General features: G+C 62.9%; 31 protein-coding genes. 11 read left to right on the plus strand and 20 right to left on the minus strand.

Going from position 1 to position 26951, the window contains the following annotated elements:
- Positions 1-45: 45 nt before the first annotated feature.
- Positions 46-564: a hypothetical protein gene (locus AC1DX6_RS20620; RefSeq protein ID WP_477316688.1), complete on the plus strand. Its 519-nt coding sequence runs from the start codon at positions 46-48 to the stop codon at positions 562-564.
- Here AC1DX6_RS20620 and AC1DX6_RS20625 read toward each other — a convergent pair.
- Positions 540-2207: a glycosyltransferase gene (locus AC1DX6_RS20625; protein ID WP_477316690.1), complete on the minus strand. Its 1668-nt coding sequence runs from the start codon at positions 2205-2207 to the stop codon at positions 540-542. The genes AC1DX6_RS20620 and AC1DX6_RS20625 overlap by 25 nt on opposite strands.
- Before the next feature lie 33 nt (positions 2208-2240).
- Between AC1DX6_RS20625 and AC1DX6_RS20630 the strand changes: the two genes are divergently transcribed.
- Complete coding sequence (locus tag AC1DX6_RS20630; protein ID WP_477316692.1) at positions 2241-2825, plus strand: hypothetical protein; 585 nt, start codon at positions 2241-2243, stop codon at positions 2823-2825.
- Between the two features lie 602 nt (positions 2826-3427).
- On the opposite strand, the gene AC1DX6_RS20635 is transcribed toward AC1DX6_RS20630, so the two are convergent.
- The 7 genes from AC1DX6_RS20635 to AC1DX6_RS20665 form a co-directional block, all read right to left on the minus strand.
- The gene (locus AC1DX6_RS20635) at positions 3428-4240 is read right to left on the minus strand and encodes a 3-methyl-2-oxobutanoate hydroxymethyltransferase (protein ID WP_477316694.1); all 813 of its coding nucleotides are present in this window, start codon (positions 4238-4240) and stop codon (positions 3428-3430) included.
- Between the two features lie 9 nt (positions 4241-4249).
- On the minus strand, positions 4250-5032 hold the full coding sequence (locus AC1DX6_RS20640; protein ID WP_477316696.1) for a TIM barrel protein: 783 nt from the start codon (positions 5030-5032) through the stop codon (positions 4250-4252).
- A gap of 1 nt (position 5033) precedes the next feature.
- Positions 5034-5345: a MocE family 2Fe-2S type ferredoxin gene (locus AC1DX6_RS20645; protein ID WP_477316697.1), complete on the minus strand. Its 312-nt coding sequence runs from the start codon at positions 5343-5345 to the stop codon at positions 5034-5036.
- Positions 5346-5456: 111 nt separating this feature from the next.
- Positions 5457-6281, minus strand: coding sequence for an ATP-binding cassette domain-containing protein (locus AC1DX6_RS20650; protein WP_477316699.1), 825 nt, complete (start codon positions 6279-6281; stop codon positions 5457-5459).
- A complete protein-coding gene (locus tag AC1DX6_RS20655) occupies positions 6281-7282 on the minus strand; it encodes an ABC transporter permease (RefSeq protein ID WP_477316701.1) in 1002 nt (333 codons plus the stop codon). The genes AC1DX6_RS20650 and AC1DX6_RS20655 overlap by 1 nt, the downstream gene beginning before the upstream one ends.
- 262 nt (positions 7283-7544) lie before the next feature.
- The gene (locus AC1DX6_RS20660) at positions 7545-8525 is read right to left on the minus strand and encodes a sugar ABC transporter substrate-binding protein (RefSeq protein ID WP_477316703.1); all 981 of its coding nucleotides are present in this window, start codon (positions 8523-8525) and stop codon (positions 7545-7547) included.
- Positions 8526-8619: 94 nt separating this feature from the next.
- Complete coding sequence (locus AC1DX6_RS20665; protein WP_477316705.1) at positions 8620-9639, minus strand: sterol desaturase family protein; 1020 nt, start codon at positions 9637-9639, stop codon at positions 8620-8622.
- Between the two features lie 285 nt (positions 9640-9924).
- Here AC1DX6_RS20665 and AC1DX6_RS20670 point away from each other — a divergent pair, with 285 nt between their 5' ends.
- From AC1DX6_RS20670 to AC1DX6_RS20690, 5 genes are all read left to right on the plus strand, one after another.
- Positions 9925-10962 carry a LacI family DNA-binding transcriptional regulator gene (locus tag AC1DX6_RS20670; RefSeq protein ID WP_477316707.1) on the plus strand — a complete coding sequence of 346 codons (1038 nt, stop codon included), beginning with the start codon at positions 9925-9927 and terminating at the stop codon, positions 10960-10962.
- 253 nt (positions 10963-11215) lie between these two features.
- Positions 11216-12571, plus strand: coding sequence for a selenium-binding family protein (locus tag AC1DX6_RS20675; protein WP_477316709.1), 1356 nt, complete (start codon positions 11216-11218; stop codon positions 12569-12571).
- The gene (locus AC1DX6_RS20680; protein ID WP_477316711.1) at positions 12568-12939 is read left to right on the plus strand and encodes a 2Fe-2S iron-sulfur cluster-binding protein; all 372 of its coding nucleotides are present in this window, start codon (positions 12568-12570) and stop codon (positions 12937-12939) included. The genes AC1DX6_RS20675 and AC1DX6_RS20680 overlap by 4 nt, the downstream gene beginning before the upstream one ends.
- Before the next feature lie 5 nt (positions 12940-12944).
- The gene (locus AC1DX6_RS20685; RefSeq protein ID WP_477317144.1) at positions 12945-13394 is read left to right on the plus strand and encodes a CoA-binding protein; all 450 of its coding nucleotides are present in this window, start codon (positions 12945-12947) and stop codon (positions 13392-13394) included.
- 173 nt (positions 13395-13567) lie between these two features.
- A complete protein-coding gene (locus tag AC1DX6_RS20690) occupies positions 13568-14464 on the plus strand; it encodes an ankyrin repeat domain-containing protein (RefSeq protein WP_477316713.1) in 897 nt (298 codons plus the stop codon).
- A gap of 48 nt (positions 14465-14512) precedes the next feature.
- Here the strand turns inward: AC1DX6_RS20690 and AC1DX6_RS20695 are convergent, their stop codons facing one another.
- Positions 14513-15727, minus strand: coding sequence for an NAD(P)-binding domain-containing protein (locus AC1DX6_RS20695; RefSeq protein ID WP_477316715.1), 1215 nt, complete (start codon positions 15725-15727; stop codon positions 14513-14515).
- Between the two features lie 59 nt (positions 15728-15786).
- Positions 15787-16344: an OsmC family protein gene (locus AC1DX6_RS20700; RefSeq protein ID WP_477316717.1), complete on the minus strand. Its 558-nt coding sequence runs from the start codon at positions 16342-16344 to the stop codon at positions 15787-15789.
- Between the two features lie 345 nt (positions 16345-16689).
- Here AC1DX6_RS20700 and AC1DX6_RS20705 point away from each other — a divergent pair, with 345 nt between their 5' ends.
- Positions 16690-16821, plus strand: coding sequence for a hypothetical protein (locus AC1DX6_RS20705; protein ID WP_477316719.1), 132 nt, complete (start codon positions 16690-16692; stop codon positions 16819-16821).
- A gap of 76 nt (positions 16822-16897) precedes the next feature.
- On the opposite strand, the gene AC1DX6_RS20710 is transcribed toward AC1DX6_RS20705, so the two are convergent.
- The 4 genes from AC1DX6_RS20710 to AC1DX6_RS20725 all read right to left on the minus strand — a co-directional run bounded on the left by AC1DX6_RS20710 (position 16898) and on the right by AC1DX6_RS20725 (position 19024).
- Positions 16898-17476, minus strand: a complete 579-nt coding sequence (locus AC1DX6_RS20710; RefSeq protein WP_477316721.1) for a dihydrofolate reductase family protein — start codon at positions 17474-17476, stop codon at positions 16898-16900.
- A 98-nt stretch (positions 17477-17574) separates the two neighbouring features.
- The gene (locus tag AC1DX6_RS20715; protein WP_477316723.1) at positions 17575-18048 is read right to left on the minus strand and encodes an SRPBCC family protein; all 474 of its coding nucleotides are present in this window, start codon (positions 18046-18048) and stop codon (positions 17575-17577) included.
- Positions 18049-18107: 59 nt separating this feature from the next.
- Positions 18108-18641: an SRPBCC family protein gene (locus AC1DX6_RS20720; RefSeq protein ID WP_477316725.1), complete on the minus strand. Its 534-nt coding sequence runs from the start codon at positions 18639-18641 to the stop codon at positions 18108-18110.
- Positions 18638-19024: an ArsR/SmtB family transcription factor gene (locus tag AC1DX6_RS20725; protein WP_477316727.1), complete on the minus strand. Its 387-nt coding sequence runs from the start codon at positions 19022-19024 to the stop codon at positions 18638-18640. Before AC1DX6_RS20725 ends, AC1DX6_RS20720 begins: the two co-directional genes overlap by 4 nt.
- A gap of 199 nt (positions 19025-19223) precedes the next feature.
- Here AC1DX6_RS20725 and AC1DX6_RS20730 point away from each other — a divergent pair, with 199 nt between their 5' ends.
- Positions 19224-19838 carry a LysE family translocator gene (locus AC1DX6_RS20730; protein ID WP_477316729.1) on the plus strand — a complete coding sequence of 205 codons (615 nt, stop codon included), beginning with the start codon at positions 19224-19226 and terminating at the stop codon, positions 19836-19838.
- A gap of 76 nt (positions 19839-19914) precedes the next feature.
- Entirely contained in the window at positions 19915-20481 is a 567-nt protein-coding gene (locus AC1DX6_RS20735) for a GNAT family N-acetyltransferase (RefSeq protein WP_477316731.1), read from the plus strand.
- A 39-nt stretch (positions 20482-20520) separates the two neighbouring features.
- Here AC1DX6_RS20735 and AC1DX6_RS20740 read toward each other — a convergent pair whose 3' ends face one another.
- Together AC1DX6_RS20740 and AC1DX6_RS20745 are read right to left on the minus strand one after the other, a co-directional pair.
- Positions 20521-22617 (minus strand): alpha/beta fold hydrolase, encoded by a 2097-nt coding sequence (locus tag AC1DX6_RS20740; RefSeq protein ID WP_477316733.1) that lies wholly within the window; start codon positions 22615-22617, stop codon positions 20521-20523.
- Positions 22618-23083: 466 nt separating this feature from the next.
- Positions 23084-23389, minus strand: a complete 306-nt coding sequence (locus AC1DX6_RS20745) for a hypothetical protein (protein WP_477316735.1) — start codon at positions 23387-23389, stop codon at positions 23084-23086.
- 274 nt (positions 23390-23663) lie between these two features.
- On the opposite strand from AC1DX6_RS20745, the gene AC1DX6_RS20750 reads away from it, so the two are divergent.
- On the plus strand, positions 23664-24272 hold the full coding sequence (locus tag AC1DX6_RS20750; RefSeq protein WP_477316737.1) for a sulfotransferase family protein: 609 nt from the start codon (positions 23664-23666) through the stop codon (positions 24270-24272).
- Positions 24273-24288: 16 nt separating this feature from the next.
- On the opposite strand, the gene AC1DX6_RS20755 is transcribed toward AC1DX6_RS20750, so the two are convergent.
- The 4 genes from AC1DX6_RS20755 to AC1DX6_RS20770 all read right to left on the minus strand — a co-directional run bounded on the left by AC1DX6_RS20755 (position 24289) and on the right by AC1DX6_RS20770 (position 26837).
- Complete coding sequence (locus AC1DX6_RS20755) at positions 24289-25029, minus strand: SDR family oxidoreductase (protein ID WP_477316739.1); 741 nt, start codon at positions 25027-25029, stop codon at positions 24289-24291.
- Positions 25030-25108: 79 nt separating this feature from the next.
- Positions 25109-26098 carry an aldo/keto reductase gene (locus tag AC1DX6_RS20760; protein WP_477316741.1) on the minus strand — a complete coding sequence of 330 codons (990 nt, stop codon included), beginning with the start codon at positions 26096-26098 and terminating at the stop codon, positions 25109-25111.
- A gap of 2 nt (positions 26099-26100) precedes the next feature.
- The gene (locus tag AC1DX6_RS20765; RefSeq protein WP_477316743.1) at positions 26101-26436 is read right to left on the minus strand and encodes a carboxymuconolactone decarboxylase family protein; all 336 of its coding nucleotides are present in this window, start codon (positions 26434-26436) and stop codon (positions 26101-26103) included.
- The gene (locus tag AC1DX6_RS20770) at positions 26433-26837 is read right to left on the minus strand and encodes a (R)-mandelonitrile lyase (RefSeq protein ID WP_477316745.1); all 405 of its coding nucleotides are present in this window, start codon (positions 26835-26837) and stop codon (positions 26433-26435) included. Before AC1DX6_RS20770 ends, AC1DX6_RS20765 begins: the two co-directional genes overlap by 4 nt.
- Between the last annotated feature and the right edge of the window lie 114 nt (positions 26838-26951).

Genomic DNA, 26951 nt, shown 5'->3' on the forward strand with positions numbered 1-26951 from the left:
TTTTGGCGCCGCCTGCGATGATCGAGATGTGACGAGGGGCTGATTTTGATCCGTCTGCTGAAGCAAGCCTACACCAGGATCGCCTTGCTACGGTCCGGCTTTGCGGTCGCGTCCGCCGAGCAAGCCGAAGACGATCCCGATAGTATCCGATATGTGCTTGGCTCCGCCGTGGAAGACGCCAAACCACGCTGCTTGATATCGGTGCTAGGGACGCCTCCGCGCGATATAGGCGAAGTGCTGGAATCGGTCGCCTTCGTCTGCCGGCGAAACCGCGAATTTCCAGTGGCCGTCATGACCGAACTGCCTCCGGGTCTGATTGCCGCATCGACGATGCCGATCGAATTTCTCCCGACCCGAGACTACCTGCCGGTCAAGCCGGACGAGTATGAACGTCACGTCCGGCGCCGTTGGTCCTTGATGATTGCGAAATGGCAGTTCGCCAAGCAAATCGAACTGTCGATCGACCTGGAAACATTTCTTGCCCAGCAATTGCAGGGGGCCGAACCGGCGGCACTGGCTCTGCGGGAGCAGGTCGCGGATTACGCTCTCGCCACCGAGGCGTGAAGCGGCGCGTGAGTTCTGACCGAAAACACCAGGTCTTCGATAATGCGCGCAGCCTCGAAAGCGCCGTTCACAAACCCCAGACGTGCTGAGCGGCGTTTCAACTCGGCGCGAAATTCCTCCGACAGTGCAATGTCGATGGTTTCGGCGACGCGGCCGAGTTCGGAGGCCCGAAGCCGCAATCCCAAGCCCGTTGCATGGGCATAGGCGGCCCGCAATTGCTGATCGTCCATCTCGGGCGCTTCGTTCGGAACGAATATCGTGGGGACGCCGCCATGGATGCATTCGTGAAAGCTATTGTAGCCAGCGTTGGCGATCATGCAGTCGATGGCGGCAAAGCAGTCAGCGATCGGATATCGGGTGGTGGATAGGGTGCCGGGCCACTTCGTCTCCCGAGGAGCAAGGGGGTTCTCTATCCTCACCAGTTGAAGATCGCGCTTGAGGATCTCCTTGACCAGAAGATCGGGCAACTCCTCGAAATCGAAATTGCGTTGCGACCCGAGTTGCATGGCAACCGTAAACTTGCTGGGATCCGTGTTCAGAAATGCTGCGGACTCCTCTCGGCCCAGGCTTTCATGCGGGTCGGTCAGCAGAATGGTCGGAACCTTGTGCACCAGGCCGGGCATACGGCTGGTCGGCCCATGGTCCTCGTCCTGCGCAAGGTCGCGGGGCTCGATGATCATGTCGAAACGCGGCTGCAGCGTTTCGTCCAGAGTCTGGCCGTCGACCCACAGGCCCCGCCTGATCCACACCCAGGCGAGGTCGGGGCGAATCGATTGCACGTCGAGCAAGCCGCGAAAAGGATATGTGCCGTCGAACACCACCGCGGCGACGTCCAGATTTTCGATCGTCGCCAGCAATTCCTGCCCATAGGCCTTGTTCCAGCTCTCCTCGGTCACGCCCATTTTGACGGGCCATGGGATATAGTCGGTTGCATGTCCCCGCTGGTGAAGCAGGGAGAATCCGGCCGAGCGCGTGAAGAAGATCGGTTCGACATCGGCGGACATCCGTTCGGCGATCGCCATCAGCCGCGTAATATGGCCGAGGCCAATGCCGTTGGTCGCGACGAACAGGATGCGCCGGCGCTTGGCGGCGCGCAACTTCGCCGTCGCCGGGATTTCGCCCGAAGGCGACATCGGCTGCTTCTTCCTTTTGCGAAGCCTGACCGGGAGCGTCGGCTTCAAGGCAGGGAAGCGGCGAAGGTCGAGCTCGTCGCAAAGTTCATTCATCCGGCTGGGATAAGTGGCAAGCGAGAACTTCGCCTCGACCAGCTTCCTCGCTCTGGCCGCTTGCTTCGAGAACAGATCGGGTGACGCCATCAGCCGCTCGATGGCGGCTGCGACACCGTCGGGCTCGGCATAGACCGCGCCATCCTCGAACAGCGCTTCGAAAGAAGGATCGACAATCGTTACCAGGCCGGTCGCCATCGCCTCGGCGATGCCCATGCCAAACGCCTCCACCCATCGGCGGCTGTGGTAATAGACGTAGAAATCCAGCGAGTTCAGGAATTCCGGGACGCCGCCGTCCTGAAAGGGAAATGTCTGCCAGTTCGATCCGATCCAGGCCTCCAACTCGGCTGGTATGCCGCCCAGCGTCCTGACCGTAAGATAGCGGCGATCGGGATAGGCGGCGAGAAGCTCTTCCACTCTGTCTGGCCATTTCAGCATATGCGGACGCGAGTGACGGCCGATCACGGCGGACGTTGTCGGCGCGGGCCGCTGTCTTTGACGCCATTCGGACAGATCGAGCATGTTCAAAAGATCACGGCCAAGCAAGGCGGGTTTGCGCTGTGCAAGACTGTCAAACTGTGCACGAACCTTGGGGCCGACCGGCGCGAAAGTCACCGGCGTTCCGAACAGGCGATCGATGTTGCGCTCGACGATATCGATATCGTATTGCGGTTTCCAATAGCCATCGAAGGGTGGGTGGTGGACGACGCAAACCACACGCCGCGGCCGTATTCTGACCGCGGTTGCCGGCATGTGCTCGAACACTTGCGGATGATGGGCGTAGAGAACATCGCACGTCGCAACATCATCTCCCGCAAGCCGGGGAATGCCCAGCGCATCGATGAGATCGGCCATTCGCTTTTCGAACGCGCGGGCAAAGCCGCGGCTCAAGCCTGTGAAGGGAATGACGGCTGTGCTGAGGCCAGACAGTGTGGCCGCCTTCAGTTCCGCCCTCACGGCCGACGAGGTCCCGCCGGGGCAACCGAGGTCCGTCGCATGAACGATGTCGAAATTCACGGCTCGCTCTCAAATTGACGGTCAGAACCGAACTGCATTGACCGTGCGGAGCACGACCGCCTCAGCCGGAACAATCCTCTCAGTATGAGCGGGACTTTGCTTCGCCTGCGCCGCCCTGAGCTGCGGCGGGAAGCTTTCGTACCTTGGGCGACGTCTTCTTTATCTCGGTCGAAATCTTTGCAGTAGCCATGGGCACATAGCAGCTTCTTGGATACTTCTTGATAAAGGACCGGTAAGCGCTCGCCGTATTCTCGCGGATTGTGGTGCGCCAAGCCGCCAATTCCGTCTTGGATGGGGAGTAGTCGTAGCAATTTGGCGCAACGGTGGTTGGACCGTTTGTCCGTTGCCAAGGAACGCAGGCGGCCAGGAACACCGACCCCAGGACTGAAAGGCGTTTCAGGAGCATGCCAATCCCCCTTGTGCTTACGTAAGGTAAACGCGAACCGGGCGCCAAGTCAACGCAGACGCCACTGCGTATCGGTACCAGCATCGGCAAACGACAGTGCCGCACTCATCTGTCTGGCAAATTTCTCGGATCATGCGCCAGGCGGCATCTCGTCGGCGCCCCGCACCAGGACTGCGCGATCGCTCTCGCTCGCTGGTTTGGGCGTGCGGCCGCGCTAGAGGCCGAGCGCCGTCCTGAAGCTCGAAAGCTCGGCGTCGGTGATCGGGACCACGTGCTGCGGCTCGGGATAGGCGCCCGTCTGCACGTCGGAGATGAACTCGCGATAGGCGGCGACACGCTCGCGCTGCAGCCGCTCATATTCGGCAGCGAAGTTGCGGTAGGTCTTGGCGTGACGCGGCTTGTGGCCGGTGGTGTGGCCGAGCACGTCCTCGCTGAACAGATACTGCGCGTCGGCATGCGGCCCGGCACCCATGCCGAGCATGATCATCGGCGTATTGCGGGTGATCAGTTCGCCGACCCGGTCAGGCACCACCTCCAGCTCGGCGCCAAAGCAGCCGATGGCCTCCAGGCGCTTGACGTGGTCCCACACCGCACGCGCGCTTTCGGCCGTCCTGCCGACGGCCTTGAAGCCGCCGGTCCAGGTGCATTGCGAGGGGATCAGGCCGACATGGGCGACGACCGGCACCGCGTTGTCGCAAAGCGTCTTCTGGATATCGAGCGAGGCGGCGCAGTAGAAGCAATCGCCGCCGATGCGCATGTAGTGATAGGCGGTTTTCAGATAGTCCTCGGCTGTGATCAGATTGCCGAACGGGCCGTAGGGCAGCCCGACCTGCACGAAGCAGCGGCCGGCGGCGTCGCGCATCTCGGGCGAGAAGAAACGGCCTTCGATCGACAGCATGTCGACGCCGGCAGCGTCCGCCGCCGCGGCTTCCTCGAGCGAGGTGACGTAAAGCATGGAGATCTTTTGTCCGCGGCTCTTCATGGCGCGGATGTCGGCGACGGTGGGGCGGTTGCTCTTGGTGACCATTGTTGTTCCTCAGACGGTGAAAGCTTCGCGGAAGGCCAGCAGCGCCGCCTCGGGATCGCCGGCGGCAAACGCCTCCATACCCACTGGGCCGCTGTAGCCCATGTCCTTCAGCGCACGGGCGATGCCGCGATAGTTGATCTCGCCGGTGCCGGGCTCCATGCGCCCAGGCACGTCGGCCACCTGGACCTCGCCGATCCATGGCAGGCAGGCGCGGCAGAGTTCGATCAGATTCCCTTCGCCGATCTGCGCATGATAGAGGTCGAGATTGAGGCGCAGGCCCGGCCGGTTCACGCTCGAGACCAGCGCCAGCGTGTCCTCCGCGCGCCCGAACGGCACGCCGGGATGGTCGACCGGCAGGTTCAAATTCTCCAGCGTGAAGGTCACGCCCTCTGCCTCGGCAAGGTCCGCAATGCGGTTCAGCGTCTCGCGCGCCTTGAGCCACATGGCGCCGGTGATCGTCTCGCACGGCGTCACCGGCAGGCCGCCTTCGCCGAGCCCCGTACCGTGCAGATTGAGCCGCGCGACGCCGAGCCGCTTGCCGACCGCTGCCGTCTCCTTCGCCGTCTTCAACAGTTCGGCGGCACCTTCGTCATCGGCAAGCCGGCCGCGCAAATAGCCGTTCATGATCGAGAAGGTCGCGCCGGATTTCTCCAGCATTGCGAGGTCGTGCTCGGGCCAATTCCACAGGCCGACCTGGAATCCCATTTCGGTGAGGCGCTTGACGCGGAATTCCATCGGCCGGTCGCGCCAGAGCATTTCGGCGCAACCCGCGAGCGTGAAAGTGTCGGACATCTCAGGCCTCGATATACACGCGGCCGTCCTCGACCTTCGTGGTGTAGGTTTTAAGGTTCACGCAGACCGGTGCGCGCACCGCTTCGCCGGTCCGGTAGTCGAACACGCCGTTGTGTTTCGGGCATTCGATCCTGTGTTCCATAACCAGCCCGTCGCTCAGATGCACCTTCTCATGCGTGCACAGGCCGTCGGTACAGAAGAAAGCATCGTCGGGGCTGCGGTAGATGGCGAATGTCCGGCCATCATGATCGAAGCGGATGACGTCCTCTTCCTCGATATCATCCGTTGCGCACGCATCAATCCACTTAGCCATTGTCGTCCTGCAGGCTGGTCCTCGGTTGGTCGAAAAGTCGGSCGGCGGACCATGTGTCCGCCGGCCGCCCGGGAGGGAAGATGCCCCGTGTGGTGAGCATCTTCACTGGGTTCACGCGTGCGCTCCGCCAGGGGGCGCGTGCGTATCGTTGGTCGCCGAGAAGCTCTCGATCTCGGCTTCGAGCTCGGCCATCTGCTCGCCGCCCGCCATCAGGTCGGTGATCGCCTCGCGGCTTTTCTCGCCCTTGCGGAAATCGGCGGCCTTGGAGCCTCGGATGAGGACGGCAAAGTGGTCGCCGACGGTCAGCGCATGGACGACATTGTGGGTGATGAAGATGACCGCGATGCCCTTGCGGCGCGCCTGCAACACGATGCGCAGCACATGCGCCGCTTCCTTGACGCCAAGGGCTGCGGTCGGCTCGTCGAGGATCAGCACGCTGGCGCCGAAATGGACAGCGCGTGCGATGGCCAGCGCCTGGCGCTCGCCGCCGGACAGTCCGCCGACCAGGCGATCGCCATCGTCGATGCGGGTGATGCCGAGCTGGCGCATCTCGGTGACGGCGGTCTCGTTGGCCCGCTTGCGGTCGTAGATGGTGAGCGGGCCCCAGCGCCGCGTCGGCTCGGCGCCGACGAAGAACGAGCGGCCGATGCTCATCAGCGGGAACGTTCCGCCGAACTGATGGACGGTGGCGATGCCATGGTCGCTGGCATCGCGCGGGCTGCCGAATTCGACCGCCTTGCCGTCCATTTCCATTGTCCCCGATGTCGGCCTGTGGACACCGGAGAGGATCTTGATCAGTGTGGATTTGCCGGCGCCATTGTCGCCGAGCAGGCACAGCACCTCGCCTCTGTTGACCTCGAGCGAGATGTCGTGGAGCACATCGATCGGACCGAACGACTTGTTGATTCCAGTCAGCCGGAGCAGGGGCGTGGTCATCAGCGTGCCCTCGGTTTGGTGCGCGGCGCGTAGGTCAGCGCCATGGTGCGGAAAGTGTTGTTCATCAGCACGGCGGCGAGCAGCAGGACGCCGATGATCAGGCTCGCCCAGTTGGCGTCGAAGCCGGTGTAGAAAATGCCCTGGTTGACGATCGAGAAGGTCAGCGTGCCCAGGACAATGCCGACCACCGAGCCATAGCCGCCGGTGAGCAGCACACCGCCGATCACCACCGCGATGATCGAGTTGAAGATGAACGACTGCCCCGCCGCCACCTGGGCGCTGTTGTAGAGGATAGCCTGCGACATGCCGACGAAGGCAGCACACAGGCCGCTGCTCATGAACAGTGCGATGGTCACGCGGTCGGTCGGGATGCCGGCATTGCGGGCGCTGACGGCGTCGCCGCCCATGGCCAGGATCCAGTTGCCGAAGCGCGAGAAATTCAGGATGAAGCCGACGATCAGGACGACGGCGATCCACCAGAACAAGGTGACCTGGAACTTGCCGCCGAGATAGTCGCCGAACACCAGCTTGGCGATCGGTCCGCTCTTCAGCGCGACACTGGTGCTGCCGGACAGGATGATCGAAAGGCCGAGCGTCAGCCCGGCCAGCGCAAACAGCGTTGCCAGGGTGACGACGAAGGACGGCACCTTGGTGCGGATCACCAGGACCCCGTTGATGAAACCTACGGCAAGCCCAAGGCCGAGCGCGGCGAGGATGCCGACGATGATCGGTGCCCCGTAGTGGCCCGAGATGATGGCAATGGTCATCGAACTGGCCGGGATCATCGAGCCAACGGAGAGATCGAGGTGTCCGGCGATCATCAGCAGCCCAACGGGGAGGGCGATGATGCCGAGTTCCGAGGCGACGTTGAGCCAGCTGGCGGCACCGCCGGCCGACATGAAATTGGCGCCGCCGAAGATCGAGAAGAACACCAGCACGGCGATCATGCCGATCAGCGAGCCGACCTCGGGGCGCCGCACCAGGCTGCCGATCGAGGGCATGGAGGAATGCGGGGTGGGTGGCGCAGTCGCTACCACGGCGGGTTGGTCATGGGCTTGGGATGTCATCGAAGTGGTCCCTGGCGTTGTGGCTTGAAAACATGGCTCCCCCTTCTCCCCCTTGTGGGAGAAGGTGTCGCCGCAGGCGACGGATGAGGGGTGCTCCAGCTTGGCGGCGACGGCGATCCGTCCAACACCCCTCATCCGTCTCGGCGCTGCGCGCCGATCCACCTTCTCCCACAAGGGGAGAAGGCGAGGCGGCGCTTTATCGCGCCCCGGCCGCCGCACCGGCCAGCGTCGCGTCGACGTTGGCGGCGTCGACGATCCCCGGTCCGGTCAGCACCGGCTTGGTCGGTAGGTCGAGCCCGTAGTTCACGAAGCCGTTCAGCAGCGACACCGCGAGATAGCCCTGTAGGTAAGGCTGCTGATCGATCGAGAACAGCTGCGTGCCGTCCTTGATGCGCTGCAGGCCGGTCTCGTCCATGTCGAAGGAAGCGAGCTTGACCTTGTCGCCGACACTGGCCTGGCTGATGGCGTTGGCCGCACTGTTGGCGTCGCCGGCGCTGATGGTGATGAGGCCGTCAAGCGTGTTGTCTTTCAACACGGCGGCCTTGATCGCCTCGGCGACGGCGGTCGGGTTGCCAAAACTGGAGGAAGGCAGCGGCAGCTGGGTGGATTTGCCGCCGCTCTTGGCGATGGCGTCGGCAATGCCTTTGCAGCGGTCTTCGGTGTTGGTGGAGCCCGGCAGAGTGTTGACGCACAGCACGTTCTTGGCGCCATGGCCGCCGAAATAGGCGCCGCCGCCGAGGCCAGCCGCGTATTCCTCGTTGCCGACATAATTCATGGCGCCGAGCCGCTTGGCGGCATCCATGCCGCCGGAATTGTAGATGATGAGCGGCACGCCGGCGGCAACGACTTCCTTGAAGGCGTCATCCATGGCCTCTGGCACCCAATCCGGGCCGACGATGGCGCTCGGCTTCTGGCTGAGCGCGGTGCGGATCAGCTTGGCGGCGTCGGGGCCGAGATTGTCGTAGTTCTGCGGACCGAGCCAGGTGACCGAGCCGCCCGTCAGTTCGGCGACCTTGCCGGCGTCGTCCGCGCCCTTCTTGACCTTCGACCAGAACGGGTCGTCCGCTTTGCCGCCGATGACGAAGATTTTCGCCCCGTCGGCCATTGCGGCAGTAGCGCCTGTCGCCAGCACGGCCGCAGTCATCATCGCCGTCAGAAGTCTCGTTGTACGCTTCATGTCGTCTCCTCCCGGTTGCCGTCGTCCGACGGGTTTAGAAAAACTCTGAATTCTGCAGGCGCGCACCTCTCCCGTTGCGCGCCGCCTCAATTGATCAATGGTTCGCCGCGGCCTTGGCGTTCAGGCGTTCTTTCTTTTTCTGGAAGCGGGCGTCCATCGCGGCGTCGCCGTCCCGGGTGCCGTCGTGCCAGGTGCCGAACCAGCGATCGAGCGGGATCAGCCCGTCGCCGCCATAGTTCACCTCGAAATATTTGTGGTGCAGGTAGTGCGTGTAGGCGTGGCTATCTACGGCCGTGTCCTCGCTCACCTCGAGCTTGTCGAAACCGAGATGGCCGTTGACGGCGCCGAATCCGGCGACATGCAGTTGGAACAGCGCCACAACAGGATTGGACGGGATGACGAGGTGCCAGAAGGCGACCGCGTGATAGAGAAACCCTTCCACCGGATGCATCGACAGCGACGACCACGGCGAGGGGTTGATCGAATTGTGGTGGACCGAATGGATCCAGCGGTAGAGCGGGCCCCAGTGGATGAGCCGGTGGATGAAGAAGAAGTGCACCTCGTGGATGGCCGGCGCGATCAGCACCAGCGCCGCCAGATAGACAGGGTGATCTGCCCAGCCGACCCACGGCACGTAGCCATTGGCAAAGCACCAGAGAAAAATGACTTCGACCACGGTCCACAGCGGGATGGTGATGAAGAACGAGCGCAGGAAATTGTCGAGGTTCTGGCTCTGGAACCAGAACACGTCCGACGGCGCATCGCCGGGGAATTTGTGATTGTACTTGAACCGCGTCGCCTGGGCGCGCTTGATGTAATAGCGCAGCTCGAAAATGCCGTAGAAGACCAGGATCGCCGCGGCGTTGACGGCGTAGAGCCACAACGCCCAGCCCCAGCTGATGGTCTTCATCGTCTCGACGCCGGGCACGATGTAGAACCAGTAGATGAGGGCGGTGGCCATGTGGAAGGCATTCCACGGCCAGATATAGCCGGGCAGCCATGCCAGGATCTTTGGCAGTTTTGGCGGCCAGTTCCAAAGCGGCACCGCCTCGATGCGCCCGTTCGGTTTCCAGTCGCCGCGCTTGTCGCGCACACCGTATTTCAGATCGTCCATGCAAATCCTCCACCCGCAATGCCGCACCCGTCCATGCCCTGGATGGCCGCAAGCGCACGCTGCCTCACACCGCCTGAGGCGGTGGGCGGAAAACCCGTCTGCGCTGTGTTGCTGCTATCCCTGGGCTGGCGGTGCGTCCGCCTTGCTTGCTTTTCCAGAGATAAACATCTTGATCCAAAATGAATCAAGAATAGAATGTTTGTTCCAACTGGATTGTGTCATTCATATCAATCCAGCACGATGAATGATATCTTCGTATCAATTGCTACAAGCGGATGAGACGAAATGGATCAGAACAAGCGGCCGACGATCAAGGATGTCGCCGCCGAGGCAAACGTTTCGGTGGCCACCGTCAACCGGGTGCTGAGCGGCGCCGGCGCTGTCCGCCAGGGCACGCGCGAGCGCGTCAGGCTGGCGGCCGAGCAGATCGGCTTCTACGGCATGGGCGCGCTGCGCAGCCGCATAGCCGCCGCCCGGCCGCGCTACAAATTCGGCTTCCTGCTGCACCAGCCTGGCCGCGCCTTCTATCGCAACATTGCCGAGGCGATACGCGCGGTGGCGCCGACCATACCCGACTGCGAGATAGAGCTGCGCACCGAGTTCCTCGATGATTTGTCGCCGCAGAACGTCGCCGCGCGGCTGCTGGCGCTCGGCGCCGAATGCGATGCCGTCGGCGTTGTTGCCGCGGTCCATCCGTTGGTGACGCAAGCGGTCGATACACTCAATGCCCGCAACGTGCCGGTGTTTGCGCTGATCTCGCAGATCTCGGCGACCGGCCACGTTCGCTACATCGGGCTGGACAACTGGAAGGTCGGGCGCACCGCGGCCTGGGTGTTCGAGCATGTCTGCAAGGCGCCCGGCAAGCTCGGCATCCTCGTCGGCAATCACCGCTACCGCTGCCAGGAAATCAACGAGAGCGGCTTCCGCTCCTATTTCCGCGAGCACGCGCCTGAATTCACGCTGCTCGAGCCGCTGCTGACCTTCGAATCCAGCGCCATCGCGCAGGAGATGACCGAAAAGCTGCTGACCGAAAATCCTGATCTCTGCGGCCTCTATGTCGCCGGCGGCGGCATCACCGGCGCCATTGCCGCACTGCGCTCCACCGGCCGCGCCGGCAGCCTCGTGGTCGTCGGCTACGAACTGATGGACTCGACCCGCCCGGCGCTGCTCGACGGCACGCTGACCTTCGTCATTTCGCACCCGCTCGCCCGCATCGCGCAGGAAGCGCTGGCGGGCATGGTTCGCGCCGTCGCAGCGCCGGGCGAGGGGGGCAACGTCACGACGATCCTGCCGTTTGAGGTTTATACGCGGGAGAATATCTAGGGCGGCGTATTGCAAAGCCAGGCGCTTTCCCTTGGGCCTTGTCCGGGCACCGATCTCCGATCGCCCTACCAATGTTTCGCCCGGATAATATGCTCGCGTTGGACGGTCCCGTAGGCGCCCTGTCGCCGGGTTGTCCGTCACGGTGCGCGCTTCGCCGACCACCCCGGCCGTAGCGCCAATGCCAAGCATGCACTAACATTCCAGCCTGACCCGTTGGGGTTGGCCGTGATCTGTTCAAATTGGGGACGTACCCATGACCAATCATTGCTGTGGACCGGGCTATGCTTCTCCTGCCGAGGCGATGCAGGCACCTCGCGAAAAGCTGCTCTATACGATTGCCATCTACACCGGCACGGGCATTCAGAAACCGGACTATTTGTGCACAATTGATGTCGACCCGCAGAGTTCGACCTACAGCCAGGTGATTTCTCGTTTGCAAATGCCAGGCATTGGCGATGAGCTTCATCACTCGGGTTGGAATGCCTGTTCGTCGTGCCATGGCGATGCGAGCATGGAGCGGAAATATCTGATTGTGCCGGGTGTGCGCTCGTCCAATCTGCATATTGTTGACTGTGGTACCGATCCCCGCAACCCGACCCTGTTCAAGGTCATAGACGGCGCTGACATCAAAGCCAGGACCAATCTGTCGGCACCGCACACAGTGCATTGCCTCGGCTCGGACATCATCGTTTCCATGCTTGGCGATGCTCAAGGCAACGCCCCCGGCGGCTATCTGCAACTCAGCAAGGAGTTCGAGATTGTCGGCCGCTGGGAAAACTCCATGGGCAGTATCAAGTTTGGATATGATTTCTGGTACCAGCCGCGACACAACGTAATGGTCAGCTCGGAGTGGGCCGCGCCCAACACCTTCATGCCTGGTTTTGACCTGGAAGAGGTTGGCCATCTGAAATATGGCCGGGAGATTCATTTCTGGGATTTTGAAAAGAAGGAGCCAAAACAGACATTCTATCTCGGTGAAGATGGCCTGATCCCGCTGGAAGTGCGGTTCCATCACAATCCCGACAGCAGTCACGGCTTTGTTGGCGCGGCCCTTTCTGCAAACATCATCCATTGGTGGAAGGATGCGGCGGGTGATTGGCAATGGGAGAAAATTGTCGATGTCGGCAATGAGCCGCATCCCGAATGGCCGATACCAATACCGGGCGTGATCTCGGTCATTCTGCTCAGCATGGACGATAGATACCTCTACCTTTGCAACTGGTTGCATGGCGACATCCGTCAGTACGACATCTCGGACCCTCACAACGCCAGGCTTACCGGACAAGTGTGGATGGGCGGACTTCTCGGACGCGCGCCCGAGGTCAATGGCGTGAAAGTGACCGGCGGCCCCCAGATGATACAGCTCAGCCTCGACGGCAGGCGCCTCTATGTGACGACCTCACTGTTCTCGACCTGGGACAATCAGTTCTATCCGGAAATACGCACCAATGGCGGGTGCATGCTGATGGTCAATTGCGATACGGCGAACGGCGGCATGGAAATCGATCCGCGGTTTGTCGTTGATTTTGGCAAGGAACCAGATGGTCCAAGCCGCTGCCACGAAACCCGTTATCCCGGCGGTGATTGCACAAGTGACATCTGGGTATGACCAGCTTCACCATCACCCTCGCCAATCAAGGCGGTGCGGTCTTTGACGTCGATCACCGCAAGCCCCTCCTGCAAAGCTTGCGCGAGCAGGGCGTGGACCTGCCCTATGGGTGCAAGTATGGCGGCTGCATCACCTGCGCGGCCAAGATAATCAGCGGCAAGGTCGATCAAAGGGCGCAGCGGGCGCTGAACAACCGCCAGATCAACAATGGTTACATAATCCTCTGCGTCGCCCGCCCGCTGAGCGACTGCACGCTGGAGGTCGGCGTCGAAAGCCACGACAAGCTCTATCGCAACCCTTTCCTCGACCCCCTGGCCGCGCATGAATTGAAAGCCGATATCGCGACCCCGCTGGACGACAAGACATGACCCACATCAATCATGATGAGCCCTATCCGGAGGCTTATCTGCAAGAGATTCTGAAATCGGTCAAAACTATCGCGATGGTGGGGGCCAGCCCCGACAAGACCAAGTTTTCCTATGGTGTTCTGAGGGTGCTGCACGAAACCGGCTATGACATGATCCCGGTCAACCCCAGTTCCGGTCTGGAGGAAATTCGAGGACTTAAAGTGTACCCGTCGCTGGCGGCCATCGACCGGCCTGTAGACATGGTCGAGGTGTTTCGCCGCTCCGAAGATCTGCTGGAGGTCGCACAGGAAGCCATCGCCATCAATGCCAAGGTTCTGTGGGGCCAGATCGGGGTGCGCGATGACGCCGCCGCCCGGCTGGCGGAGGAGGCGGGCTTGAAAGTGGTGATGAACCGCTGTCCCAAGATCGAGTTGTTCCGCCCCTTCTGGAAGCCGAAGCTGCATTTGGGAATATGATTGCAGGGTCGCGGAATTCGCAGATGACCAGCCTGGTCCCTTTGGTGTTGGCGTTGGTTCTGCCAGGCCGTGGACTCACAAACCCGAAGCCACTGTCTCGGTCGGGGATTTTGAGGTAGACTTTGCCGTTTTGAAATCGTGCCGGATCCTCAGGCTTGCCTTGGGAGATGCTAATGCGCGCGTTCTTGCTTTTCGTTCTGTTAGCGCTTGTACACATTCCGATTGTATCGCAAGCCGCCGCCATCCACGACGCCGCCACGAAGGGCGATGTCGCGGGGATCACTGCAGCGCTCGACGCTGGCGCCGGCGTTGATGAGAGCGATGGGAAAGCGACACCACTCTATCTTGCGGTCAAGGGTGGGCATTTTGCAGCGGCAAAAATGCTCATTGAACGCGGTGCCGACGTCAACGCCGCCCCGACACCGCTTTTGGGTCCTGCCCTCATGCCGGCTTTGGCAAAACGCAGGATCGACCTGATCAAACTGTTGCTCGACGCGGGCGCAAATCCAAATTCGAAGCGCAGCCGCGAAAACGCTATCCACATCGCGGTCAATCTCGGTTGCCTCGATTGCGTGAAGGCACTGGTCGAGGCCGGCGCCGACGTGAATGCGCAGACAAAGGACGGCAAGACACCGATCCATCTGGCAAAATTCAAGGGGCAACGCGACGTTGCCGACTATCTAATGTCGCACGGCGTCGTCTTGCCCACACCAGCTCCGATCTCGATGAAGTTGGCTACTGCCGATGTCGAGAAAGGCCGAACCCACTTCACCCGCCTGTGTGCCGGTTGCCACAATGCCGTGCCGCAGGGGGAGACCAAGACGGGGCCGAACCTGTGGAACGTTGTCGGCCGCGACAAGGCCTCTATGCCAAAAATGCGTTACTCCGACGCTTTGCTCGGCTGGGAAGGCGTGTGGACGTACGAGGACCTGAACAGATATCTCTTTGGGCCCATGCTCACCACGCCCGGCGTCTACATGGAGACGCCTGGTGTTCCGGACGAGACCGAACGAACAGACGTAATTGCCTACTTGCGCACACTCAGTGACAAGCCGATCCCGCTGCCCTGAATGTCTTGTGCAACTGCTACAGGCCTGCGTCGGCCAGCACATTGAACCTCACCCGAGGTACGACGCCAGATGGTCGCTGAGATCGCGCGCGTCATCGCCGGCGCCGTCGATCAGCGCGGACTTGCGGCGGCGCAGGAACTGCATCCCCATCACGTACAGGCCCGGATGGTCGGCAACCCCGCCGTCGTGACGGACGTGGCCCTTGCGGTCGAGGACCGGCAGCTCCAGCCAGGAATAGTCCGGCCGGTAGCCGGTGGCCCAGATGATCGTCCTGATCGCGCCTCCGGCGAGGTCGAAGCCGAGTGGCGGGTTCTCCTCGACACGGGTCGGCGGCAGGCGATCCGGCGGCCCGACCGCCCCGTCCAGGCCATTGGCGCGCGCCCATTCGTCGATGAGGTTGAGTAGCCGGGCCATCTTGAGATCGGAAAGCGCACACATGTTGCGCAACGACCCCGCGAACTGGACCTTGCCGTCTTCGGTGATGCCAGCGAGACGGCCAACGAGCCTGACCCCGAGGTCGACCAGCGCATTGAGGTCGAGGGTGGTGCGGTCGGGCGTGCCGGCAAGCTGCAGCGAAGGAACCCGTCGCGCCCGCCTGATGTCGTCTACCTCGTCGTAGCGCTCGTCGAGCACGCCGGCGGCGTCCATCCACCATTCCAGGTCCTGGCCGCGATAGACGCGGGGCGCACGGATGTGCTCGCCCACCGACAGGGTCACTTGACGCCCCGAACGCTGCAGCTCCTGGGCGATCTGGGTGCCGCTCGCCGACGCGCCCACCACCATCACGCCACCGTCGGCGACCTGACCCGGATTGCGGTAGGACTGCGCCGTCAGCATGGCGACCGACGGCGGCACGCGGACGGCGAAATCGGGCAGGCGCGCGATGTTGCACGCGCCCGACGCCAGCACCACGGTCCTGCACCGCCACTCGCCGCGGTCCGTGCGCACGTGATATCCCGCCCCGTCGCTGCGAACCGAGGTAACGGTCGTGTGTGTTCTGACCGGAGCCGAGATCGCCTTGGCATAGTTCCCGAGGAAGTCGATCACCTCAGGCATCGTCCGATAGCCGTCGGGGTCGTCGCCGTCATAGCGGAAGCCCGGCAGCCGGCTCTGCCAGTTCGGGGTGAGCAGCCGTAGCGAATCCCATCGCTCGGTGCGCCAGCTATGGGCGATCTCGCCGCGCTCCAGCAGCACATGGTCGATAGAGCGCTCCGCGAGGCAGCGGCTCATCGCGAGCCCCGCGTGCCCCGCGCCGACAATCACTGTGGTGACGGAACTAATCGCACCCTCTCATCGGGAAAGTCTACGGCTCGAAGTGCCTTTCAATTCACCACGACCGTGACGTTCGTCGGATTGGTGACAATGTCATAGACCGCCGACCGCTTCTGCGACTGAGCGACGAGGGCCTCGATGTCTTCTTGCTTGGCGTCGGCGTCGATGTTGTACCTCACCGTGATGCCGCTGAAGCCGTTGCGGACGTCGCTGTCGATGCCGAGAATGCCCGCGATATCCATGTCGCCTTCGATGGTCGCCTTCACCGACTTCAACTGGATGTTCCGGTTCTGGGCAACGGCGGCGATGCCTGCGGTCAGGCAACTCGCCAGACCGACCAGCACGTACTCGACAGGCGTGGCGCCCTGATCCAGGGAAGCGAAGACCTCCGGATGATCGGCGTCGAATGCAAAGGTGGTCTTGCGATGCTGGTCCTGGCCGAGACCGTAGAAGCTCTCGACCGTCGAGTGGCTATGGGTGCCATCCTTCCATTCGCAAGCCGCGCGCCATTTGAACTGCGCGGCCTCCGGGGCGTTGGTAAGCGCTTCTTTTGCGGCGAGCAGCGCCTCGACGTTGACGCCATTGTCGGCCTGTACTGCGGAAGCCATGATTATCCTCCCTACCTTGCACTGGCTCAAAAACCCGACCGATTCCACTGACCTCCTGATCAGATTTCACCGTGGGCCGGGCATGGTATGGGTAGCGATACGTTTCGACAAGTTGTTTCCGCAGCGGCATGGTCGCCCTCGTGTACCGAGTTGCGACGCCGCATGCGCCGCCATACGCCAATTCCGCGCACCAGATTAGTTTGCATGCAAATGTTTCAAGCCGGCGCCGCTTCGTGAAGTCTTTCACTGTTCTCGCGCAATCGATCGGATACAGATGCATCACAAAACCGGCGCAACGCGACAGGGCAGCACAGCCCTGTCGCCGCTGCGATATGGAGGATATCGATGTTTAGAAGCCTTGGCCGCATTCGCGCTGCGCTCAAACGCGCCAGCAAGCGCAAGGAAACCATGCGTGCATTGGACGAGCTGCCGCCGGAAATCCAGAAGGACATCGGCTGGATCCGGCTGCCGTTCTAAGGCGAGGCGGTGGCCCTTTCGGGCCGAAGGTCAGCGCCGCCACCATTCGCTGACGCCGACCTTCGGTTTTGGATCCTCAGCCAATCCCGTACACCAGGCCCACGCGCCCATCCGACAGCTTCTCGACCTTGCGCAGCTCGAGCCCGCGACGATTGTGCGCGACGCCAAACAGCGCCTTGCCGTCGCCGGCGAGCAGCGGATAGACGATCAGCCGCATTTCATCGACCAGCCCGGCATCGATCAGGCTCGCGGTAATTCTGGCGCCGCCCATCAGGTAGATGTCCTTGCCTGGCCGTTCCTTCAGCGCCGCGATGTCGTCGAGATTGCGCACGAAGCGCGTCGTTGGCCAGGTTGCTGAAGCCATGGTGTTCGACAGCACATAGTGCGGGGTTTTGGCGGCGAAGCCGGCCCAAATCAGCTCGGCCGGGTTGACCAGCTTGCCGGTCATCGGCAGCGGCTGGTCGGGCTCGTTCTGCTGGATCGCGCTCCAGTACCGCTCATAGCCGGCATACATGACGCCGCCGAGCAGGCAGGCGTCGATCTCAGGCATCAGCCCATACTCCTCCGACCAGGCGTCGACCCAGTCGGCGTAACCCTCGGGTCCTTCCATCTTGCCATCGACGGAAATCTTCATTCCAGTGATCAATTTGCGCATGACGTTCTCCATCGGGCTTGCGCGAAGCAAGCACGTTCGATCGGTTCAGGATGTGAGAAGGGGATGGCTCGCCCGGTTGAACCGGGCGGCGGGATAATTTAGGCGACGAGAGCCCGTTCGCTGTCGGTCATCGGCTCCCCGAGATTGGGGTGGCCCTTGCCCGATGCAATCAGGCTCTTCAGGCTGCCGTTGACGTAGGTGCTCCAGCCGTCCGAGCAGGCGTCGTAGCACTCATACTCGGGAACCAGACCCCGGTGCGTGAAGCGGACTTCGGTCTTGCCGTCTTTTTCGGCGATATCGAAGATGATGTCGGTGCCCGTCCACTCGGTCTTGTCCTCGGTGAAGCTAAAGTAATTCTCCAGCACGCGCCAGGCGACCTTCTTGCCGGGGATGAGCTCCGTCACCTTGATCTTGCAGCGATGCAGATCCCGGTAGCGATAGTCGAACGCCTCGCCAGCCTTGTCGGTCGGGCCTTTGATTTCTTCCGACCACCAGCCGCGAACATTGGTGATGGCGGCGAAGGCTGCATCCGGGCTCTGGTTGACGGTGAAGGCGGTGTTGAAGCTGGTCATGACGATCTCCTGTTTCGTTTTGCCCGTGGGCAGGTTGGGTTTCAAATTCATGCGTCGTGTCAGGCCGGCAGGCGCCGGTCGTAATCCGTCATCAGGCGGCGCCAGCCGTCCCAGAACGGTTCCGGCGGGCTCGCCGTCACGCGGGCGGCCAGAATGTCGAGATGCATGTGCCAGCCGGCAACGTGCATCAGCAGGCTCGAGCGGTCGGGCAGGCGGCGGTGGATGATGGTCAGCAACACCTCATCGCCCTTGCGCGCCAGTTCGAACGAGACGTTGCCGCTGCCGCTCCAGGTGATGGTCAGTTTGCGCGGCGGATCGAGTTCGACGATGCGGCTTTGCATGCGGTGTTCCTCGCCAAAACCGGCCGGGCGCTCGCCGGGCGGGTCGGTCAGCTCGTCATTCCGCCAGGTAAGCTCGAAAGGCGCGCCGGCCTTCATCTCCATCTCGCCCGCCGCCAGCCATTGGCGGCGCAAATCGCTCTGCGTCAGATATTCCCAGACGCGCTCGATGGTGCCGGGCAAGAGCCGTTCGATCTTCAAGGTGGCGGGCTCGATCAGTTCGCCGTAGCCGTCGAATGTTTTCATCTGGTTCATTTGTCGTCTCCCTTTGGAGGTGTCGGCGTTGTTAGTTGGGAAGGGGATTTGCGCGCGATCTCGTCGCGCAAAAGCTGTTCGAGAACATCGAGACGGCTGCTCCAGAAGCGCTCGTAGAAGCTCAGCCATTCGTAGGCGCTGGCCAGCGGCCCGGCTTCGAGCCGACAGACATGGGTGCGGCCGCGCACCTCGCGCCGGATCAGCCCGGCAGTCTCCAGCGCCTTGATGTGCTTGGAGGCGGCGGCCAGCGACATGGCGAAGGGTTCCGCCAGCTGGCTCACCGTGCGCTCGCCGCCGGCGAGGTCGCGAAGCATGTGCCGGCGCGTGGCGTCGCCGAGAGCGTGAAAGACCTGATCCATCTGGGGCGTCTCTAATTCAACCATATAGTTGAATATAGACACGCGCTTTTAGATAGTCAACCGTTTGGTTGAATGATTTTTGACCGACCGGAGCGTTTCAGCTGGATCAAAGCGGCGGCATCGCTCTGCTCATGGGATTGACAGGGGCTGGCCAGCGATCGGATTGTCGGCGCTTCCACTCGCCAGGCGGCGTTTGAGCCTCCGTGACTGACAGGTGCGGACCATGACGTTGTCGGGCTTTGTTGCTTATTCGGGCGCGCTGGCAATCGCCGCGATCATTCCCGGTCCGCAGATCGTCGCCATTGTCGCGCAGGCCTTGAAAAGCGGATATCGGCAAGCGGCCTGGATGACCGTCGGCATGGTCCTGGGCGACGTGCTGTATCTCGCCACGGTGCTTGCCGGCCTGGCGTTCATCGCGGAGACCTTCAGCTTTCTGCTGATCGCGATCAAATGGGCGGGCGTGGCCTATCTCTGTTGGCTGGCGGTGCAATTCTGGCGCTCCGGCGAAACATTCGACGGCGCCAACGCGGGCGCGACACGGAGCGGCAAGAACGCGTTTGTTTCGGGCGTTCTGATCACGCTCGGCAACCCCAAATCCGTCCTGTTCTATATTTCCATCCTGCCGACAGTCGTCGACATCCACGCGCTGTCGCCGATGGATGTCCCCATTCTCCTGGCAATCACCGCAATCATCCTGGCCGCCGTTCAGTTCCCGTTTGCCATCGCCGGGGCGAGAACCCGCCGGACCCTGCAGTCGCCGCGCGCCACCCGGCTGTTCAATCGCGGCGCTGCCGTGTGTATGGGCGGCGCCGCTGCGACGATCGCCTTCAGAAATTAGCGGCCCGACCGTTGCCTCGCGCCAGACCGCAAAAGACCGGCAAGATCGGCTATCGTGCCGAGCCGATGGGACGAGGATGACCGGCTTCCGCGTAAAACCTCTCGATGAAACCACATGGTCCGACTTCGCCGCGCTGGTCGAAAGACACAATGGCGTCTGGGGTGGATGCTGGTGCATGGCCTTCCACGCCAAAGGCATCAGTGCCGCGCAAAACCGCCAGGACAAGGAGGCCAGGGTGCGGGAAGGCCGCACCCATGCTGCGTTGGTCTTCGACGGCGCGGCCTGCGTCGGCTGGTGCCAGTTCGGGCCGACGGACGAGCTGCCGCGCATCAAGCACCAGCGCGCCTATCGCGACGGGCTGGTGAGCCTTCCGGATTGGCGGATCACCTGTTTCTTCGTCGACAAGTCCTACCGCGGCAAGGGGGTGGCTGCTGCTGCTCTTGAAGGTGCCCTGCGCGAAATCGGCCGTCTCGGCGGCGGGACGGTGGAAAGCTACCCCGAGGATGCGCAGGGGCGGTCGGTCCCCGGCGCCTTTCTGTACAATGCAACACTTGCCATGTTCGAGCGCCAGGGTTTCGAGCCCGCACGCCGCCTCGGCAAGCATTGCTGGCTGGTCAGCAAGGTGGTGATGGCGACCGGCTAGTCTGCACATGCGCCGCGCAGGTCGCCGTCCGCCACAGCGTCAGACCGGCGGCTCCCTCAAGGAAAAGAGCTGCAGGCTGCCGGGCAGCCCGCTTGCTTCCATCTCGCCATGCTCCTCGAATGCCAGGCCGGAGCCGACCACGAGGTCGCGCACCGTTCGCGACGCGATGATTTCGCCCGGCCGCGCATGATCGAGCAGCCGTGATGACAGCTCGATCGCGAGGCCGGAAAAGTCATCGCCGCGCTGCTCGCATTCGCCGGTATGGACTGCCGCGCGGACGTCGAGACCGGATTGCCCCAGGCGATGACGGATCGCGATTGCGCACTGGATCGCGCGCGTCGGCCGTTGGAACACGGCGAGGAATCCGCTTGCCGAGCGCCTGATCTGGCGGCCTTCGGCAGCGAGCAGTTCGCCACGGATTTCTTCGGCGTGCCGCTCCATCAGATCGACGGGCGGACCGTCCATCTCCAGCGACAGCACCGACACCAGGAGCCGCTCGACCGTCGCCGCCGGCAACGCGCCGGTGACGAAAGCCTGGATCGCGTCGACGATCCGATCGGAATTCTCGCCCCAGATCACGTGATCCCGGCCGGCAAACTCGATGTATCTGGCGCCTTCGATATACGTCGCCAGGTAGCGTCCTTCTTCCCGCTTTATCCAGCCGTCGCCCGTCGTCTGCATTATCAAAGTCGGAACATGAATGGCGGGCAGAATGTCGCGAACATCGATTTCGGTCGCCCAGCGCCAGAGCGCAATCGCGTCCGCCGGCGAGGCTGAATTCCTGAGGTAGGCGGCGAACCATTCCCTCTCGACAGTGTCGCCCATCAGGCTGGGCGCTGCGTTGCTCATATCCGCCGCCTCTCCCCACTCTCTTTCGACAGAGCCGAGGTCTTCTTCCACCTGCTCGCTCGTCTTCGCCCAGGGATAGTCTTTCGACCATCTGCCGCTGGCATAGGCCCCGTTGAGCACGAGTGCCGCCGTGCGCTCGGGATAGGTCGCTGCGAACAGCATGCACATGAGGCCGCCCTCGGAGCTGCCGAACAGGACCGTGCGCTTCGAGCCGACCGCATCCAGCACTGCCCGCACGTCCTCCATCCGCTCTTCCAGCGTCGGTAGACCGACATTGCGGTCGGACAGCCCCGTGCCGCGCTTGTCCATGCGGATCAGGCGCGAGAAGGTGCCGAGGCAGTGGTGAACATGCGCCAGCCGCGGCGATGCCCAGGCAAGGTCGAGATTGGAAACCCAGCCAGGCACGTGGATCAGGTCGATCGGCCCATCGCCGGTCACTTGATAGGCGATATTGATCCCGGCCGATTTGACGTAGTGGGTCGGGGGGCGCATCGGATCACCCCCGAATGCGCGGCGCTCGCCGTCTTGGGTAGGCAGCGATGGCGAGGCGGCTTGCGGCGTCATGCGGCGCTTGCGCAGTTCTTCATGGAGATGCCGGGTTTCCGGCTCGGGCTGCAGCCTGAGCTCCCGCTGCAGCGCGTCGCGGCAGCTCTCATATTGCTTGAGCGCCAGATTGATCCGGCCCTGCGCCGCATAGGCGCGCATCAGGGCACGGTGGATGTCCTCCCTCAGCGGCTCCATGGCCAACAGGCGCGCTGCCGCGCGCACGCACAAGGCAGGATCGTTCGTCGCGCTGTAGTGCGCGACCAGCTTGTCCAGCGCCGCGACGGCCATCGACCTCAGGCGCTCGCGCTCGATCCGCAGCCAGTCCTCGAAAGGCTCCTGCTTCAGGCCGAAACCGTCGAGCAGGTCGCCGCGATAGACGACAAGCGCCTGTTCGAGATCGTCGGGCGCCGAGCTGGCGGCCAGCGCCTCGAACCGTGCGACATCGAAATCAAGGTCATCAAGATGCAGGGCGACGTTGTCGCCGTCGGTGAGAAAGCGCCCGCCGGATGCCTGCATGGCCTTCCTGACGGCCGACACCGCCTGGCGCAGGCTCATCCGGGCTTGGGTCTCGCTGTTGATGCCCCAAAGCAGTGTCGCCAGCTTCTCTCGCGACTGCGAATGTCCGGATTGCAGCGCGAGGTAAGCCACCATCGCCCGCGCCTTGCGGCTGAAGGCGGGGACTGCCGCCCCGACGCCGGCAAAGTCGAAACCACCCAGCAGATAAAGATGAGGCGCCGTCATCGGATCCGCCACAGCCACAATGTGGTGGCGATCCTTTCGCGTCGCGGTCTCTATTTCAACCGTGATTCTGTCTGGATGGCGCTTTTCACGATTCCATCACGCTGGTTCCAACGCGTTTCTCACGGTGCTGGAGGAGATTGCCCTGGTGAGGCAGCCCTTGTCCGAGGAGAACGCTATGCAACGCCCGACCGAATGGCCCATCTGGCATGACGATCCCTGGCAGAACCCGCAGCCGCGCGACGGGCAGCTGCGCCATGATATTGCGCTTGCGCGCTATCTTGAGACGCAGCGGGGCTGGCGGGCATCAACCAGCTTTGATCTCTGGGCCGCCACGGTCGCTTTATGCAAACGAATAGCGCGTGTCGGCCGCGCTTTTTTCCGGCATTTGCGTCCAACTGGTAGGAGCAGCTCGGCAGCTGGACGGGTTCGAGGTGGCGCGCTGTAGGCGGCGTCCGCTCCGGCGAGCCTAAATCCCCGAGCCGTCCAGTTGCTGGCTGTCCTCGCCTTCCCAGGGCGCCGGCATGGAAGCCCGGCTCAGATTGGCTGTCGGCAGCGGCATCCAGCACTTCAGTTCCGGTTCAGCGTATCCAATTACGTGTCCCGGAGACGAGTCGGAAGCGCGCCAGCCTTCACTGCCGAACTGATCGGCTCGCGACCAATAGGCGAGGTCGACTTCGGCCGGCCCCTGTTCGGACGGCCGGATCGTGACCAGGATCCTGCTACCATCCCTCGGCGCACTCGCCATGTGCCGCCACCGTTCGGGCTCGTCCATTCGCATGTCCTCCTGCAGTCTGGCTGTCGAGCCGAATAGTCGCTTCGTGGTCGAGGCCGGTCAACCGATCTTTGCACGGGACAGCTCTGTCGTTCGCGGCTAATCTGGCCCGGCTGCATCCAGGTATGGCCGATGAAGTGCGAAGAATTGCTGCCCAACGCCACCCAGTGCTTCCCTGGGGGGCGGACATGGTCGCTGTCGTGCAGTGGGGAAATCGCCTGCGGATCATGACCGCAGGACCGACCTCGGCCGGTTCGAGCCAAGGGGGAAAACATTGTCGATCAAGGTGATCGGAACGGGCTTTGGCCGCACCGGGACGGATTCGATGCGCGAAGCGCTGACCATGCTCGGTTTCGGTCCCTGTCATCACATGTCCGAAGTCATTGCCAATGAGGAGCAGAAGCGGCTGTGGCGCGCGCTGGCGAACGGTGCCGCGCCTGATTGGAGCGCGCTGTTTGCGGGCTATGCGTCCTGCATGGACTGGCCATCGGCGCACTACTGGCGCGAGCTGATCGAGGCCTATCCCGATGCCCGGGTGATCCTGACCTGGCGCTCGCCGGAAAGCTGGTGGCAGAGTTTCGAGAAGACCATCGCGGCGGCCATCAGCCAGACCCAGGACCAGGAGTCCTTGGGCATTTGCCTGATCTCAAAACAGGTTTTTGGCGGCATGGCGCATGATCGTGCGACCGCGATTGCCGTCTATGAAGCCAATGTCGCCGCTGTCGTGGCGACTGTGCCGCCGCAGCGGCTGCTGGTGCACAATCTCGGCGACGGCTGGGATACCCTGTGCGCGCATCTGCGCGTTCCGGTGCCGGACCAGCCCTATCCCAATCGCAACAACACCAGGGAATTTCAGGCGGAATTTGCGCTGAACCAGCGCTGAGACAAGGTCGGCGGCTCTAATATTCCTGCGCCGTCGGCCGAAACAGGATCTCGTTGATGTCGACCTCGTCGGGTTGACCCATGGCGAACGCCACCGTCCTGGCGAAAGAATCCGCCGGGATGGCCACCCGGTCGTAGAGCGCGCGCACGCCTTGGGCGACATCGGCCTCGGTGACGCTGTCCGGCAATTCGGTCGCCACCGCACCTGGCGATATGATGGTGGTGCGGATGTTGTAGGGCTTGACCTCCTGGCGCAGCCCTTCCGAGATGACGCGCGCCGCATGCTTGGTGGCGGCATAGACCGCGCCTCCCGGCCCGACCTTATGGCCGGCGACCGACGAGACGTTGATGATGTGGCCGCCCTTCTGCGTCTTCATGTGCGGCAGGGCAGCGGCGATGCCATAGAGCACGCCCTTGATGTTGACGTCGATCATCCGGTCCCAGTCCTCGACCTTGCCGCGCTCCAGCGGCGAGTGCGGCATCAGCCCGGCATTGTTTATGATGACGTCGATGCGGCCATGCGTCTTCACCGCATGGTCGACGAGACGACGGACCTGACCGACATCGGTGACGTCGGTCTGCAGGATGGCGTCGGTGCCGAGCGAAAGCTCACTTGCCAGCGCCTGCAAGCGGTTGAGCCGTCGCGCGCCCAGCACCAGTTTCGCGCCTTCTTTGGCCAGCAGCCGCGCGGCGGCTTCACCGAGCCCGCTGCTGGCGCCGGTGATGACGACCACCTTGTTCTCGATGTTCTCGGTCATGATAACTTCCTTCCAGTTTTGCTTGTCGGGCCGGACGCCGTCGGTTGAGGCTAGCGGTCTGGCCTGATCGGGTGGCCGCTCAGCGATCGATCCGTGCCGCCTGTTGCGGGGAATAGCGCTCTCCCTGCACGGCAATCGCCGAGACCGCGTTTTCGATGTTGGCAAGATCGTTTGCCGTCAGCGCGACAGTGGACGATCCGATATTTTCCTCGAGGCGATGGAGCTTCGTGGTGCCGGGGATCGGAACGATCCACGGTTTTTGCGCCAGCAACCAGGCGAGCGCGACCTGTGCCGATGTCGCCGTCTTCTCGGCTGCGATCGCGCCGATCGCATCGACCAGCGCCTGGTTTGCCTTGCGGGCCTCCTCGGCAAAGCGCGGGACGGTGTTACGGAAGTCGCTGCTGTCGAACGTCGTGTTGGCGTCGATGGCGCCGGTGAGGAAGCCTTTGCCCAGCGGGCTGAAGGGCACGAAGCCGATGTCCAGTTCTTCGAGGACCGGCAGGATCGCCTCCTCGGGTTCGCGCCACCACAGCGAATATTCGCTTTGCAGGGCGGCGACCGGCTGCACCGCATGCGCGCGCCGGATGGTGCGCACGCCAGCTTCCGAAAGGCCGAAATGCTTGACCTTGCCCTGTTGAATCAAGTTCTTCACCGCGCCTGCCACCTCTTCGATGGGTACGACCGGATCGACGCGGTGCTGGTAGAGCAGGTCGATGTGATCGGTCCTCAGCCGCTTGAGCGAGGCCTCGACGACGTCGCGGATATGCTCCGGCCGGCTGTCCATGCCGTCATGTCCGGCTGTACCTGCAATGTCGATGCCGAACTTGGTGGCGATCACCACCTGGTCGCGGATCGGCTGCAGCGCCTCGCCGACGACCGCCTCATTCGTGAACGGCCCATAGACCTCCGCTGTATCGAAGAAGGTGATGCCGCGCTCGAACGCCGAGCGGATCAGACGGACTGCATCGGGCGTTTCCATCGGCGCCCCGTAGGACTGGCTCATCCCCATGCAGCCAAGGCCAAGGGCCGAGACTTCGAGGCCACTGTTTCCAAGTGTGCGCTTTTGCATTGTCATTGTCCTTGTTTCTCGGTGTCGGCCTGTTCGAAAACCTTCCGGGCGAGTCCGATCGCTGTGGCTGCCGTAGGCCATCCGGCATAGAAGGCGAGATGGGTGATGGTTTCGATGAGTTCGTCGCGGGTCACGCCGTTGTCGAGCGCCCGCTTCATGTGCCCCGGCATTTCATTGATCCGGTAACCTGAAATCAGGCTGGCGACGGTGATGAGGCTGCGGTCACGCGGCGACAGGCCGGGGCGCTTCCAGACGTCGGCGAACAGTACTTCGTCAGTGTATCTGCCGAGGGCAGGGGCGATGTCGGAGAACGGGATCTTGGGAGATGCGCCGGTCATGATGGCTTGACCTCGTATTGTTCGTCGCTGACCTTCTCCAGCCAGTCGACGACCTTGCCGTCCAGCGCTTCGGCAATGGCGATGTGGCTCATCGCCGTGGTTGGTGCTGCGCCATGCCAGTGCTTCTCGCCGGGCGCGAACCAGACGATGTCGCCGGGGCGGATCGGCTCAATTGGCCCGCCGTCGACTTGCACCAGGCCGGCGCCCGACAGCACGACCAGCGTCTGTCCGAGCGGATGCCTGTGCCAGGCGGTGCGCGCGCCGGGCTCGAAGGTCACTGTGGCGCCGCCTACCCGGGCCGGCTCACTGCCCTTGAACGGTGCGTCGATGCGCACCGATCCCGTGAACCAGTCGGCGGGGCCTTTGGCCGAAGGCTGCGAGCCGCTTCGCTTGATGTCCATGTTTTGGAGTCCTTCGATCGGCCGCGGCGTCCGCCCCGGCCTGTCCCGATGATTGATGTTGAATGGAATCTAGCGGCTACGGTGGCAGCGGATTAGATGGTATAATCGGCATGA

The organism is Mesorhizobium sp. P2_C4 (assembly GCF_056404575.1).